Below are 12,756 nucleotides of genomic sequence, written 5' to 3' on the forward strand. Positions count from 1 at the left end.
TCACTGTCCGACGGGCCGCGCTGTGTGCGAGCCGGGCAGCGCCGCGTGCCCCAGGCGGGGGTGCTCACCGATGCCGCACTGCAGGGCACTGATCTCGTGCTGGAAGACGGTTGCCGTGAGGGCGGGCGCTGCCGGGGACGCCTCGGCCACCGCTCGTTCGGGGCTACGCTTCCCGCCGGCAGCTGGTGGCGTGTCCGAGCAGGCGGCGAGGTAGGAGTGTGCCTTGTGCAGAGCGTGAGTGATCTCGCGGGTGCCGGTTGACACGCACAGCGTGTATTCGACGTTGCGCAGGTGCTGGCCGGACGGGGACGTTCCGGCCGCGGCGAGGAGGGCTTCGTATTCCGTGAGGAGTCGGCGCAGGGTGGCGGGGAGGGGCATCAGCATCGGTACGACTCCTTCGGACTCTTCGAGTGGTGGCCGTTGCACGGCCTCGGACGCGCTGCGTGGGATGAGGGCGACGGTTTCACGGGGCCAGCACCTCTTTGCGTACGCGCTGGCAGCTGCGGCTGATGAGCCGGGAGACGTGCATCTGGGAGATGCCGAGTTCCTCGGCTATACGTGTTTGCGTCATGTCCTCGAAGAAGCGCATGTAGAGAACACTTCGCTCACGTTCGGGCAGTCGTCGCAGAGCGTTCTTGGCAGCTTCACGGTCGACGACGAGGTCGAAGGCGGAATCGGTCACGCCGAGGGTGTCGCCGAGGCTGTATCCGTCGTCACCGGCGGCCAGTTCGGCATCCAGCGAGAGGCTGCTGAAGCTCTGCAGAGCCTCCAGGCCTGCGGCGACTTCGTCCTCCGTCAGCCCGGTATGTGCGGCGAGTTCGGCCGGGGTCGGCTCCGGCGCGCCGGAGCGTTCGGAGAGCTCACGGCGCGCGACGCGGACCCTGTTGCGAACCTCCTGCACGCGCCGGGGCACCCGCACGGCCCACATTCGGTCCCGGAAGTGCCGCTTGATCTCGCCGGTGATCGTGGGGATCGCATAGCTCTCGAACGCCCCCCGGGAAGGATCGAAGCCGTCGACAGCCTTGACGAGGCCGAGGGCTGCCACCTGACGCAAGTCGTCCATGGCTTCGCCGCGGTCACGGAAGCGGCTCGCGAGGCGGTGGGCCATGGGAAGCCACAAGGCCACCAGCTCATCACGCACCGCTTCGCGTTGTGGACCGTCTTCCAGATCGGCCAGCTGCGCGAAGAGCGCATCGACCTCCGGGTATTCCTCGTGTGTGCGCCGCTCGGCGACGGATCGGGGGCCGGAGCGGTTGTCCCCATGAGCACGGTCGGCAGCTATCTGAGTGAGCACAGCGGTCGCTCCTGGCGGTGAGTACCTGCCATGCACGGGACGGATGCCCGGGCACAGCAGAAACGGGTAGTCAGGGTTCGCCGTACGGAGATCTGCCTCGCCTGAGGAATTCGCAGCAGCTGGGGCGGTCCCCGCTCGGCGTGCGCCTCCGGTCCGAAGCACTAATCCGCGCCTGCCCCGCGATCACGCCCGCAAACGCCACGGATCGAAGAGCACGCACCAGGTCCGATTTGCACAATAAATCACTTTGGCAGCTTTCGCGAGGCGAGCCAGAAATCTTGGACCGCAGGGATGACCCAGCGGCCGCCCCCCTGCACAGGGCCGACTGCCCTGTTGGCAGTCGCACGGCAGCCATCCGAAACTGATGGCGGCCAAGCCCACTGTTGAGGTGGCGCCTGCGCGTACCTTCTCCCGAGCGGCCCATGCGCGGTAGACGGCCGGTTATGGAGAGGGGTCCCGATGGCCCGTAACTGCATTTCTGTTTGCAGCAGAGCGGAGGACATCTGATACCTGACCGTTAAAGGAAAGTCAGGATTTCGCAGACTGCCATAGCTCCGACGGTGAGAGTTAGCGTCCAGGCAACGCAGCGCTTGCGCAAGCTCTGGTATCGGTTCTCGTACTCCGCGCGCAGAGACAGGCAGCGCGCAGCGATACGCTCGATATCGGTGCGGGCGCGTTGCAAGCTCTCAGAGATGTAGCGCTGTTCGATGTCTGCTCGCTGTGATGTAGTCAGCCAATCCATGGCGACGGTGAAGTCGCGTGCACGTTGCTCCGCCTCTGTCACGGTGGCCTGCCACAGCAAGAAGCCTTCTACTTCGTTACCCAATGCGTCGTCGTGCTCCGGGCGGAACTGATTACTCACCGGGCCCTCCTCTTTACGGACGGGTTCCCTCTGCGTTGTGGGCGACGTCGATCACGGCGACGTCGGGGTGGTGCAGGTCGAACGCCGGGGACTCCGACCGGATGCGTGGCAGGGTGAGGAAGTTGTGCCGCGGCGGCGGGCACGAGGTGGCCCACTCCAGGGAGCGGCCGTAGCCCCACGGGTCGTCGACCTCGACCTTCTTGCCGTACTTGGCCGTCTTCCACACGTTGTAGAGAAACGGCAGGATCGACAGGCCGAGCAGGAACGAGCTGATCGTCGAGATCGTGTTCAGCGCGGTGAAGCCGTCGACAGCAAGGTAGTCCGCGTAGCGACGCGGCATGCCCTCAGCCCCCAGCCAGTGCTGCACCAGGAATGTGCCGTGGAAGCCCACGAACAGCGTCCAGAAGGTGATCTTACCGAGCCGCTCGTCGAGCATCTTGCCCGTGAACTTCGGCCACCAGAAGTGGAAGCCGGAGAACATCGCGAACACGACGGTGCCGAACACAACGTAGTGGAAGTGCGCCACCACGAAGTACGAGTCCGAGACGTGGAAGTCCATCGGCGGCGACGCCAGGATGACGCCGGTCAGACCACCGAACAAGAACGTGACGAGAAAGCCGACGGACCAGAGCATCGGTGTCTCGAAGGACAGCGATCCTTTCCACATCGTTCCGATCCAGTTGAAGAACTTCACGCCCGTCGGTACGGCGATGAGGAACGTCATGAAGGAGAAGAACGGGAGCAGTACGCCACCGGTGACGTACATGTGGTGCGCCCACACGGTCACGGACAGACCGGCGATCGCGATGGTCGCCCCGACCAACCCCATGTATCCGAAAATGGGCTTTCTCGAAAAGACCGGAATGACCTCGCTGACGATCCCGAAGAATGGCAGAGCGATGATGTAGACCTCGGGGTGGCCGAAGAACCAGAAGAGGTGCTGCCACAGGAGCGGTCCGCCGTTGGCCGCTTCGAAAACCTGCGCCCCGAATTTTCGGTCCGCCTCCAGGGCGAACAGGGCTGCCGCGAGCACGGGGAACGCGAGCAGCACCAGCACGGCGGTGAGCAGCACGTTCCACGTGAAAATAGGCATGCGGAACATCGTCATGCCGGGAGCGCGCATGCAGATGATCGTGGTGATGAAGTTGACCGCGCCGAGGATGGTGCCGAAGCCGGAGAAGGCTAGACCCATGATCCACATGTCGGCGCCGGCCCCGGGTGAGCGGACCGCGTCGGAGAGCGGGCTGTAGGCGAACCAGCCGAAGTCGGCCGCGCCCTGCGGGGTGAGGAAGCCACCGACCGCGATCGTCGAGCCGAACAGGTAGAGCCAGTAGGCGAACATGTTCAGCCGCGGGAACGCCACGTCGGGCGCGCCAATCTGCAGCGGCATGATCCAGTTAGTGAATCCCGCGAACAGCGGGGTCGCGAACATCAGCAGCATGACTGTGCCGTGCATAGTGAACGCCTGGTTGTACTGCTCATTGGAAATCAACTGGATGCCGGGGCGCGCGAGTTCGGCGCGCATGAGCAGCGCCATGACGCCGCCGATACAGAAGAACGCGAACGACGTGACCAGATACAACGTGCCGATCGTTTTGTGGTCTGTGGTGGTGAGCCACTTGATCACAACACTGCCGGGCTGCTTGCGCCGAACCGGCAGCTCACTCTCGTACGAGTCTTCGCCGGCCTCTACGCCCTGCGGTTCGTTGAGGGTACTCAAGTTGCGGTTCTCCCCGGCTGCTGGCGGTCGTGACAGTTGGCTCGGGCATCCTCACCGACGTGGCCTTCCGTTGCCCCCCTAACAGGACAGCAATTAGGCAGCCGGGTGACGATTTACACCAAATGCAGTAAGCAGAGGCATTCGCAGCATGCAGGATCCAGTTCGTGCTGTCGGTGTGAACGGGCGGAGGGTCCGAGACACGTCCTGTGACCGCGGACCTCGCCCGCTGCGCCAGGCGGATCCGATGCGCCCCTCCCCCGTAGAGGCGCCGTCTACGTACGGCGGCCTGCATCACGGGCACCGAGTGCTCTTCTTAGTGAGCGTTTGATTCTCGGTTGTCTGTTTCATTTGGTTTAGCTGTAGCGCCAGTTGTGGGTGGCTTCGTGGGTGAGGCGGCGGGTCATGAGGTTGATGGCTGCGAGTTGGATCATGGCGGCTGATCGGTGGGGGTGGGTTTCGTAGTCGCGGGCCAGGCGGCGGTGGTGCATGAGCCAGCCGAGGGTGCGTTCGATGACCCAGCGGCGGGGTTGGACGTGGAAGCCGCGGGTGGTGGGGTCGCGTTGGACGATTTCGAGGTCGATGCCGAGCTGGGCGGCGTGTTCGACGGCTTTGGTCTTGTAGCCGTTGTCGGCCCAGGCTTTGGTGACGGTGGGGTGGCGCTCGCGGACTTGGGTCAGGAGTTGGGTGCCGGCGGCGGAGTCGTGGACGCTGGCGGCGGTGACGGTGACGGCCAGCAGCAGGCCGAGTGTGTCGGTGACGATGTGCCGTTTGCGTCCGATGATCTTCTTGGCGGGGTCGATGCCTTGGCTGGTCAGGTGGACGGTGGCGGAGGTTTTGATGCTCTGGCTGTCGATGAGGCAGGCGGTGGGCTCGCTGGTGCGGCCTTCGGTCTGGCGGACTTTGCCGCGTAGGAGGCCAGTGAGCTGGTCGAAGATGCCGTCGGCTTCCCAGTGGGCGAAGTAGCCGTAGACGCTCTGGTGGGGTGGGAAGTCGTGGGGCAGGTAGCGCCAGGGGATGCCGGTGCGGTCGACGTAGAGGATGGCGTTCATCAAGGCGCGCAGGTCGTGGGTGGGTTTGCGGATGCCGTTGCGGGCCTGGCGCCAGGCTTCGAGGGTGGGGCGGATGAGTTCCCAGCGGGCGTCGGACAGGTCGCTGGGGTAGGGCCGTGAGGGCTGCATAGGGTCTGCGTATGTGGCGGCGGCCGGCCTGGGCAGGGCGTGTGCGGGGGTGCCGGGTGCATGGGGCGTGCATTCTTAACTCGGCGTGAACCAGTAGGTTTCTAAATGAGACGGGAGCTCTCAGGCGGAAACCGGCGCATTACTGCTCTGCTAATTGCCGCATAAGCCGCTTCTCTGGCAAATCTCTTCACAGGGTGTTCAGATGGCTTCCTGGAATTCCGTATGAACTATTCAATATCAGAATCAAACGCTCACTTAAAGAGTGTTTTGTCTTGGCATGAGCGTTTGGTAATGCCGCCTCTGACCTGCATGTTGAGAGTCAGCCCGGAGACTGTTCAATGATGGGGTGAACGACTCTGTGTGGGGACGCCTTTCGGCTGAGGACCGGCGGGAGGTGGACCGTCTCGTTGCTGCTGGTTGCAACGTGCAGGCCATCGCGGTGATGCGTGAGCGCGCAAGCGCGCCGAGGCCGGGGATTCATGAGTGCGTGGATCTGTTGGATCAGCGTTTCACCGCTCTGCAGGGCCAGGACGGTAAAGGATCACACTGCTGAACTGGGGTCGCGCCAGTTCAGGGTGGATTCCCTCGTGAGGCGGCGGCTTATGAGGTCGACCATCGCCAGCTTGATTATCGCCTCGGACCGGTGTGGGTGGGTCTCGTAGTCGCAGGTGAGGCGCCGGTGGTGCATGAGCCAGCCGAAGGTCCGCTCGACGACCCAGCGCCGTGGGATCACCTTGAAGCCCTTCGCGGCCGGGTCGCGGTGGACGACTTCGACGTCGATGCCCAGGCGGGCTCCGTGCTCGATGACTCTGGTCCGGTAGCCGCTGTCGGCCCAGGCCTTGGTCACTCGTGGGTGGGCCTTCGGCTGGCTCATGCACCACCGACGCCTGGCCCGCGACTACGAAACCCATCCCCACCGCTCCGAAGCAATGATCCACCTCGCGATGATCGACCTGATGAGCCGTCGCCTTACCCGAGAAGCCACACTGAACTGGCGCGGCACATAGCTCGCCCGGACAGGCCTGAACGGTATCGAGTCAGCCCTCGTCAAAAACCGCGGAAGGTCCCTGATTCATCAGCAGCGTCGGCGAAATCCGCAAAGTCCATGTTGGCGATGCTCAGGTTGGCCGAGACATCAGGGAACCACTGAGCAGGGAGCCTGAACGTCCGCCCGGGCTCGTCCGAGAGGTCCACGGCCAGGAGCGGGTGATTCGTATCCCCCATCGTGGCCGCGTCGGCCAGGAACACGTGGATGATCTGGGCTTCTTCATCCGCAGCAGCCTCTTCATCCACCAGTGCCCGGACCCCCACACAGGCGAAGCGAAGCTCGCTGACATACGTGGCATGGCAGTACCCGTCGAGCGCGGCTCGAACCGCATCCCAGGCGCCGTCGTCACCGAAGTCGGTACGCAGCACCAGCGAGGTCAGATCATCGGGCTGAGGCAGAGGCATCCCGTGATCCTCGCACCCGCCGCTGACATTAACCGTCGCACCCACCGCACCTGCGGAGCTCCTACAAACCGCCTGGCGATATCAAACACCCCCGCCAGGACAAAACGCTCTTTCAGGGTCAGTCCCTCGCGCCATCGCGGCCTCCCGCCCCCACGCGTTCGGCTCGCAACACCCCAGCCATACGTCAGGGATGGCCAGTTCAGAACCTTGGACAACACCCTTAGACGTCCGAACGGAGAGGTCGGTTCTGCACGTCGCTTCCCGTCCTTAGCCCAGTCCGTCACGTGGCGGCAGGGGTGTGCGCAGGGCGGACTGTTGTTCTTTCCACTTGGCTTTGATGAAGGCGCCGAGTCGGTCCTCCAGCAGCACGGTGGCCGCACATCCGAAGGCAATGTCTGCTTCCAGACCGGGCTCGTCTGTCAGAAGGCCCCCGATGACGTCGTGGCGTACGAGTTGCTCGTGAACGGCGTCGGCTTCGACATGCTCGGCGTAGAAGTGCACCGCGGCCTTCCCCGCCTCACAGCGCCGCATGGCGTTTGCCAGCCGTCGAGAGCCGGGGGAGGACGTGACCTCCACACAGGCGAAGTGACCCACGAGCGCCCCGCGCAGGGCCCGGTGTAGCCCGAACAGCGACATCACGTTGACGGTGGCGAGGAGCGGGGCGGGGGCTTGGTGCAGGTAGTGGCCATACCTCGAATCGAGGCCGAGGTCTTGCATCAGATCGGCGAAGAGCCGTGCGTGAATGCGGTCGGCTCGGCCTGCTCCGAACTCGTCGTACTCGATTGCTACCATCGCCGCTTTGGACCGTCCGGTCAGCCGAGGAATGACCCAGGCATGCGGATCGGCTTCCTTGAGGTGGTAGAGGGATCGCAGGGCCGCGTACTCCCGCAACTGCCAGAGCTCGCCGCTCTTTTCGAGCTGATGGCTGAGGCTGTCGCCGAGGTCCACGGGTTCGACCAGCAGCGGGGCGAAAGCCTCCTCCACCCTGGTCGGTGCGTCCGAAAGATCTGCTCGCAGAGCACGCAGGAAGCGGTCCTCCATCTGCCGGCGCAGACGCAGCAGATCCGGATCCCATTCCCGCTCGTCGTCGACGCTGTCGAAGCCCCGGTAGTGGAGTTCATACAGGAGGTAAAGCGCGAGCTGGAGGTCCTCCCCCCACGGGTCCGCGCCCTCTGCGGCATCATCGGCGCAGACGGGGGGATGGCCGGTGAGCAGTGAGGTGACGACTGCCGTCGACAGAGGGCCGCGGCCCTCGACCAGGGTCGCGCAGATGTCGGAGGTAAAGGTGGCGCGCACGGTCACGGCAGAGTCCTGTCCTGTGGGTGCTTTGGAGCCGAGCGGTCCTTCGATGCGTCACGCTGATCAGCGTGGTTCTTGGGCTGATGGCCGGAAGTCAGCGAGGTGTCGGGCTTTTGACGCCGTCGATGGCTCGTGTCGCACCAGGGGTAGGCGCGGCTGCGACGGCAGGTACACACGGCGACCATGAACCGCTCTGAGCGGGCGACGGTACCGTCCGCTAGGACCACTTCCACCGGTCCTTCCATCATCACCGGCCCGTCGGGCTCGACTCGAACGCGGCACGCTCGCGCCGCCGACGTCGCACCGGTGGCGGGATCAGACTGCCCGGGCACGAATGACCACCAGCCCTTCGTCCTCCTCGCCCGCCTCACTGAACCCCTGCTTCTGCAGCCAGGCCCGTCGTGAACGCAGGACCGGCCCCCACGGCACCCTTGCTTCCGCTGTCACCTGCGCGGGGAGCCCAGCCTGAGCCAGTCGTTTCAGGGTGCGCTCCGGCTCACACATCACGGAGTGCACCATGAGCAGAACACCGTCGGCCCGCAGCAGCTTCGGCGCGCTCTCACAGATCCGATCGATCACCGCCCGCCCGTTGGGGCCCGCATCCCAGGCGCGTGCCCGCCCCGTGGAAGGTGGGTAGGGGCTCGGCGAGGGAACATAGGGCGGGTTGGCGAGGACAAAGTCGAATCGACGTCCCCGGCTGAGGGCCTCGAAATCACCATGGAGAACCTGCAAGGGCAGACGATGACGCAGGGCGTTCAGACGCGCGGCGAACACCGCCCGCCGGGAGACGTCCACGGCGGTGACCCGTGCGCCCCTGGCAGCGGCGCTCAAAGCCAACGCCCCCGTTCCGGTTCCGATTTCCAACACCTCCCTCCCCGTCCCGAGATTTTCGCGCTCCAGCTCGTCGGCGAGCAGAGCGGTATCAGCCTGGGGTCTGTACACCCCCGGTAGAGCCAGCAGCTTTGAGGGAAGTACCCGCTGTGTCGCAGCCGTACTGGGCACTGCAGCCTCCTGGTCTTGTGTCCGCAGCCGCGGAGTCGGATGAGCAGGCTGTATTCCGGGGGGCGAATCCGGGTCAGTTGGCACGTGGAATACAGAGACAAGGATGATCACGTCACGTGGCTGTGTACCCGTCCCGCGGCTAACCTCACCCAGCTCGGCAGGCCGCCCTTCGGCATACAGGCGACAGCAGGAAGGTGGAGGCCCAGAGGTGCCTGAGGGCGGCCGGGCGGCCGTGGGAAGTGCGGTCAGGGAGGCGTGCGATGCGGGTGACGATCAAGGGGTTGAACCGGTCGGATGAACTTGCACCGCACGTGGCGGATATGCCGCGTGGAGAGTCCGGAATCGGGTACTCAGCGGATCTCACGCCTCCTGTCGTGAAGACGGGAGGTCGTCCCTGGCTTTCTCAGTGATCGGAGATACCCGTGACGGGCAAGAAGAAGAATCCCGTGGCAGCAGCGGCCGACAAGGTCGCCGAGAAAGTCCAGGAGATCGCGCATCCCGGTAACGAGATCCCTGGCGCGCCGGGCCCGGTTCCGCCGCCGGTGGATGAGCCGACAGAACCGGCCGGACCGCTGCCGCCGAAGCCCGATCAGCGAGGTCCGGACACGTACAGCCCGACCGGTCAAAAGACCGGTGTCCCGCAGGCGGAAGTGGCGCAGGGCGGTGAGTTTCTGACCACCGCGCAGGGGGCGCGGCTGTACGAGACGGATCACTCGCTGAAGGGGGGCCCGCGCGGGCCGGTGCTGCTGCAGGACCACCACCTGCGCGAGAAGATCACGCATTTCGACCACGAACGGATCCCGGAGCGGGTCGTGCATGCCCGCGGCGCCGCAGCGCACGGCGTCTTTCAGGGGTACGGCACTGGGGAAGGGATCAGCAAGGCCGCATTCCTCGCCAAGGATGTAGAGACGCCGGTGTTCGTGCGGTTTTCCACCGTGCTGGGCTCGCGCGGCTCGGCGGACACGGTCCGGGACACCCGGGGCTTTGCGACGAAGTTTTACACCAGCGAGGGTGTCTTCGACCTGGTCGGCAACAACATCCCGGTGTTCTTCATCCAGGACGCGATCAAGTTCCCTGACGTCATCCACGCAGGCAAGCCGCATCCGGACCGCGAGATCCCGCAGGCCCAGAGCGCCCACGACACGTTCTGGGACTTCGTCACCCTGCACACCGAGGCCACCCACCACACGATGTGGAACATGTCCGACCGGGGCATCCCCCGTTCGTACCGGATGATGGAGGGCTTCGGCGTCCACACCTTCCGCCTAGTGAACGCCGACGGCGCGACCACGCTGGTGAAGTTCCACTGGAAGCCGAAGCTGGGCGTGCATTCCCTTGTGTGGGAGGAGGCCCAGATCACCGCCGGTGTGGATCCGGACTTCCATCGACGGGACCTGGCAGATGCGATCGAGGCCGGCGCCTACCCACAGTGGGAACTGGGCGTCCAGACCTTCCCGGATACCGATGCGCAGATGTTCGAGGGCATCGACCTGCTGGACCCGACCAAGATCGTTCCGGAGGAGTTGGCGCCGGTACAGCCCATCGGACTGCTCACGCTGAACGCCAACCCCTCGAACTACTTCGCCGAGACCGAACAGGTCGCCTTCCACGTCGGCCACCTCGTCCCGGGCATCGACGTCACCAACGACCCGCTGCTCCAAGGGCGGCTCTTCTCCTACCTCGACACCCAGATCAGCCGGCTCGGTGGCCCGAACTTCGGGCAGCTGCCGATCAACCGCACCCACGCACCGGTGAACGACATGCTCCGCGACGGCATGCACCAGACCGCCGTCCACCGTGGGGCCGCACCGTATCGGCCCAACTCCCTCGACGGCGGCTGCCCCTTCCTCGCCGGCGCGGACAACGGCGCCTACATCGAGGTGCCTGAGCCGTTGCCCGCCGCGGCAAAGGTGCGGGACGCGGCAGCCTCCTTCGACGATCACTTCTCCCAGCCGCGACTGTTCTGGTTGAGCATGACACCCACCGAACGCGAACACATCGTCGCCGCCTACACCTTCGAACTCAGCAAGTGCTGGGAAACGGCCATCAAGGAACGCGCGCTGAAGGTCCTTGCCAACGTCGACGCCGAACTCTGCGCCCTGGTCGCTGCCGGCCTCGGTCTGCCCGCACCCGAGCCGACCGTGACACAGCCCGACCCCGTGCCCAGCCCAGCGCTCTCCCAGCTCGGCGGCACCTGGCCTCTGGACGGCAGGATCATCGGCATCATCACTGAAGCCGACCAGGATCTGACGGACGTCCGCGCAGCCCGGCAGTCCGTCCTGGACGCCGGCATGGTGCCCCTGATCATCGCCCCCACCGGAGGATTCCTCGACCCCGAAGGCGAGCCCCTCACCGTCCAGCGGACGTTTGCCAACGCGCGCTCCACCGAGTTCGACGCTCTACTCCTCGCGGGCGCACCAGCGGTCGCAGCCGACGCCTATGGAGCCCGGGACGCCAAGGTGGACGACGATGTCGCCATGGCCGTGGGCATCGACTCGCGCCCGCTGCTCATGGTGATGGAGGCCTACCGCCACGGAAAGGCCCTCGGGGCCTGGGGCGACGGCACGGAGGCGCTAGTGGCTGCCGGTATCGCGGCCGACTCCCCCGGCGTGGTCAGCGCGGACTCCGCCGCCGCCGTCCTAGAACAGCTCACCGACCTTCTGAGCAAGCACCGCGCCTGGGACCGTTTCGTCTCTTCCACCTGACCCGCCCTGACGCTGCCCGCTGCACGGTCAGGCCCAGGCCGGCCATGAGTCCCTTGCTGCTTGCCGCTCGTGGCGTTCGATCCCAACCGGATGATGCGCACACTCGAACGAGCGGGGAAGGCCACGGCGGCCGTATCTCTGCGAGCGGGCGCCAAGGTGGCGAGGGATGGCGGTTGCGCGCTCTGGTGAGTCCGGCTCGCCATGGTGCGCGGCGTCCGTCCTCATCTGAGCAGCCGCGAAGCAAGATACACCGAGGAGCAGCATGCCCGCGTCAGCGTATGGGCGTGCCCGGCGAACGTCGGGCCGCCTACGCCTGCGCGGTGTTGGCGCCAAACGCTGCACCGCCGTGCGGCACTGGTTCAGTGCCAGTAGCTGGGTGTGTTCCCGCCGGGTTGCTGCCACGCCCACACGACCAGCGCAACTACGGCGGCGATGGTGACCACAGCCACGAGGTTGCAGCCGAGGCCGCCGAGCCTGTTCCGTTGAGTGAGGTCGTCCACAGGTCCCCCAAGGAGTCGAGACAGCTCTTCGTCCGAGCGTCACCGGCATCGAGGTTGCGGGGCAAGATCGCGTGCCTGGATCTCCTTCTCTCCCTGCCTCCGCACGGAGATGCGCCTTTGAGGAAACCGCAGGCCGCCGAGCCTTAGTTCACGTCGCGGCCACGGCTCCTGGCCCCCCGTTACCCTTTTCGTGGTTCCGCAATGGGGCCTCCGGCCTTCGGGTCCGGCATGACTTCCCCCTCCTGTTGTTGATGATCCGGGGGGTGGTTTCACCGGGCCCGGAGGCATCGACGGACCTCTGACGAGGGGCTTGAGCACCGGCTTCAACCGAGCCGGAAGAGCTCTCCGTAACGTGGATGTGGCAGCTCGATGCCCAGGCAAGGCCGGACGAAGATAGGCCCCCCGCGGCCGGCGAACCTGCGCGGCCCCCACCGCCGTCGCCTGCATCCGGTGAGTGTCAGACCCGACGGCGATACTCACCTCATGGCGATTACGATGACCAGCTACGGAATCCGCTGGACCGACCCCGACGGCGTGCCCCGCGCAGCCGGCGTCTCGTACGACAAGGCCAGCGCCAAGGACCGCAAGACGCGACTGACCGCGGAGAAGTGCCGCGATATTGAGATCGTGCCGGTCAAGCCCGGCGACCGGCTCCAGCCTGAGCTGACAGCCGCATAGCCTCCCGTGGGGGGCCGGGAGGAGCGGCGGGCGCCCGACCACGGCGACGCGGCGGGGCCCGAGCGG

General features: G+C 65.7%; 12 protein-coding genes and 2 pseudogenes. 3 read left to right on the forward strand and 11 right to left on the reverse strand.

What is annotated here, in order from left to right:
• From B0675_RS26510 to B0675_RS26535, 6 genes and pseudogenes are all read right to left on the reverse strand, one after another.
• Entirely contained in the window at nucleotides 1-384 is a 384-nt protein-coding gene (locus tag B0675_RS26510) for a DUF5133 domain-containing protein (protein WP_081222147.1), read from the reverse strand.
• 79 nt (nucleotides 385-463) lie between these two features.
• Entirely contained in the window at nucleotides 464-1,282 is an 819-nt protein-coding gene (locus B0675_RS26515) for a SigB/SigF/SigG family RNA polymerase sigma factor (protein WP_107482923.1), read from the reverse strand.
• 529 nt (nucleotides 1,283-1,811) lie between these two features.
• A complete protein-coding gene (locus B0675_RS26520; RefSeq protein ID WP_179165439.1) occupies nucleotides 1,812-2,156 on the reverse strand; it encodes a cytochrome C oxidase subunit I in 345 nt (114 codons plus the stop codon).
• A 13-nt stretch (nucleotides 2,157-2,169) separates the two neighbouring features.
• Complete coding sequence (gene ctaD / locus B0675_RS26525) at nucleotides 2,170-3,876, reverse strand: cytochrome c oxidase subunit I (RefSeq protein ID WP_081222149.1); 1,707 nt, start codon at nucleotides 3,874-3,876, stop codon at nucleotides 2,170-2,172.
• Nucleotides 3,877-4,229: 353 nt separating this feature from the next.
• A complete protein-coding gene (locus tag B0675_RS26530) occupies nucleotides 4,230-5,054 on the reverse strand; it encodes an IS5 family transposase (protein WP_081222150.1) in 825 nt (274 codons plus the stop codon).
• A gap of 541 nt (nucleotides 5,055-5,595) precedes the next feature.
• Nucleotides 5,596-5,910, reverse strand: a pseudogene (locus B0675_RS26535) (transposase); the annotation flags it as partial.
• A 1-nt stretch (nucleotide 5,911) separates the two neighbouring features.
• On the opposite strand from B0675_RS26535, the pseudogene B0675_RS42170 reads away from it, so the two are divergent.
• Nucleotides 5,912-6,061: pseudogene (locus tag B0675_RS42170) on the forward strand (IS5/IS1182 family transposase); the annotation flags it as partial.
• Between the two features lie 40 nt (nucleotides 6,062-6,101).
• On the opposite strand, the gene B0675_RS26540 reads toward B0675_RS42170, so the two are convergent.
• From B0675_RS26540 to B0675_RS26555, 4 genes are all read right to left on the reverse strand, one after another.
• The gene (locus B0675_RS26540) at nucleotides 6,102-6,506 is read right to left on the reverse strand and encodes a hypothetical protein (RefSeq protein ID WP_081222151.1); all 405 of its coding nucleotides are present in this window, start codon (nucleotides 6,504-6,506) and stop codon (nucleotides 6,102-6,104) included.
• A 267-nt stretch (nucleotides 6,507-6,773) separates the two neighbouring features.
• Complete coding sequence (locus B0675_RS26545) at nucleotides 6,774-7,721, reverse strand: iron-containing redox enzyme family protein (protein WP_241540093.1); 948 nt, start codon at nucleotides 7,719-7,721, stop codon at nucleotides 6,774-6,776.
• A gap of 83 nt (nucleotides 7,722-7,804) precedes the next feature.
• Complete coding sequence (locus B0675_RS26550; RefSeq protein ID WP_081223891.1) at nucleotides 7,805-8,053, reverse strand: CDGSH iron-sulfur domain-containing protein; 249 nt, start codon at nucleotides 8,051-8,053, stop codon at nucleotides 7,805-7,807.
• 67 nt (nucleotides 8,054-8,120) lie between these two features.
• A complete protein-coding gene (locus B0675_RS26555; RefSeq protein ID WP_081222152.1) occupies nucleotides 8,121-8,807 on the reverse strand; it encodes a HemK2/MTQ2 family protein methyltransferase in 687 nt (228 codons plus the stop codon).
• 446 nt (nucleotides 8,808-9,253) lie between these two features.
• Between B0675_RS26555 and B0675_RS26560 the strand changes: the two genes are divergently transcribed.
• Nucleotides 9,254-11,512 carry a catalase gene (locus B0675_RS26560; RefSeq protein ID WP_179165440.1) on the forward strand — a complete coding sequence of 753 codons (2,259 nt, stop codon included), beginning with the start codon at nucleotides 9,254-9,256 and terminating at the stop codon, nucleotides 11,510-11,512.
• A gap of 359 nt (nucleotides 11,513-11,871) precedes the next feature.
• Here B0675_RS26560 and B0675_RS41510 read toward each other — a convergent pair whose 3' ends face one another.
• On the reverse strand, nucleotides 11,872-12,012 hold the full coding sequence (locus B0675_RS41510; RefSeq protein ID WP_179165441.1) for a hypothetical protein: 141 nt from the start codon (nucleotides 12,010-12,012) through the stop codon (nucleotides 11,872-11,874).
• A 483-nt stretch (nucleotides 12,013-12,495) separates the two neighbouring features.
• Between B0675_RS41510 and B0675_RS26565 the strand changes: the two genes are divergently transcribed.
• A complete protein-coding gene (locus B0675_RS26565; protein WP_241540000.1) occupies nucleotides 12,496-12,690 on the forward strand; it encodes a hypothetical protein in 195 nt (64 codons plus the stop codon).
• Nucleotides 12,691-12,756 lie beyond the last annotated feature (66 nt).

The sequence above is a fragment of the Streptomyces sp. M41(2017) genome (genome assembly GCF_002078175.1).
Classification (GTDB): domain Bacteria; phylum Actinomycetota; class Actinomycetes; order Streptomycetales; family Streptomycetaceae; genus Streptomyces.

Bases quoted from the DNA above. Each gene is read 5' to 3' on its own strand.
- B0675_RS26510 (WP_081222147.1), bottom strand. From the start codon at position 384: ATGCTGATGCCCCTCCCCGCCACCCTGCGCCGACTCCTCACGGAATAC.
- B0675_RS26550 (WP_081223891.1), bottom strand. From the start codon at position 8,053: ATGATGGAAGGACCGGTGGAAGTGGTCCTAGCGGACGGTACCGTCGCC.
- B0675_RS26530 (WP_081222150.1), bottom strand. From the start codon at position 5,054: ATGCAGCCCTCACGGCCCTACCCCAGCGACCTGTCCGACGCCCGCTGG.
- B0675_RS26565 (WP_241540000.1), top strand. From the start codon at position 12,496: ATGGCGATTACGATGACCAGCTACGGAATCCGCTGGACCGACCCCGAC.
- B0675_RS26540 (WP_081222151.1), bottom strand. From the start codon at position 6,506: ATGCCTCTGCCTCAGCCCGATGATCTGACCTCGCTGGTGCTGCGTACC.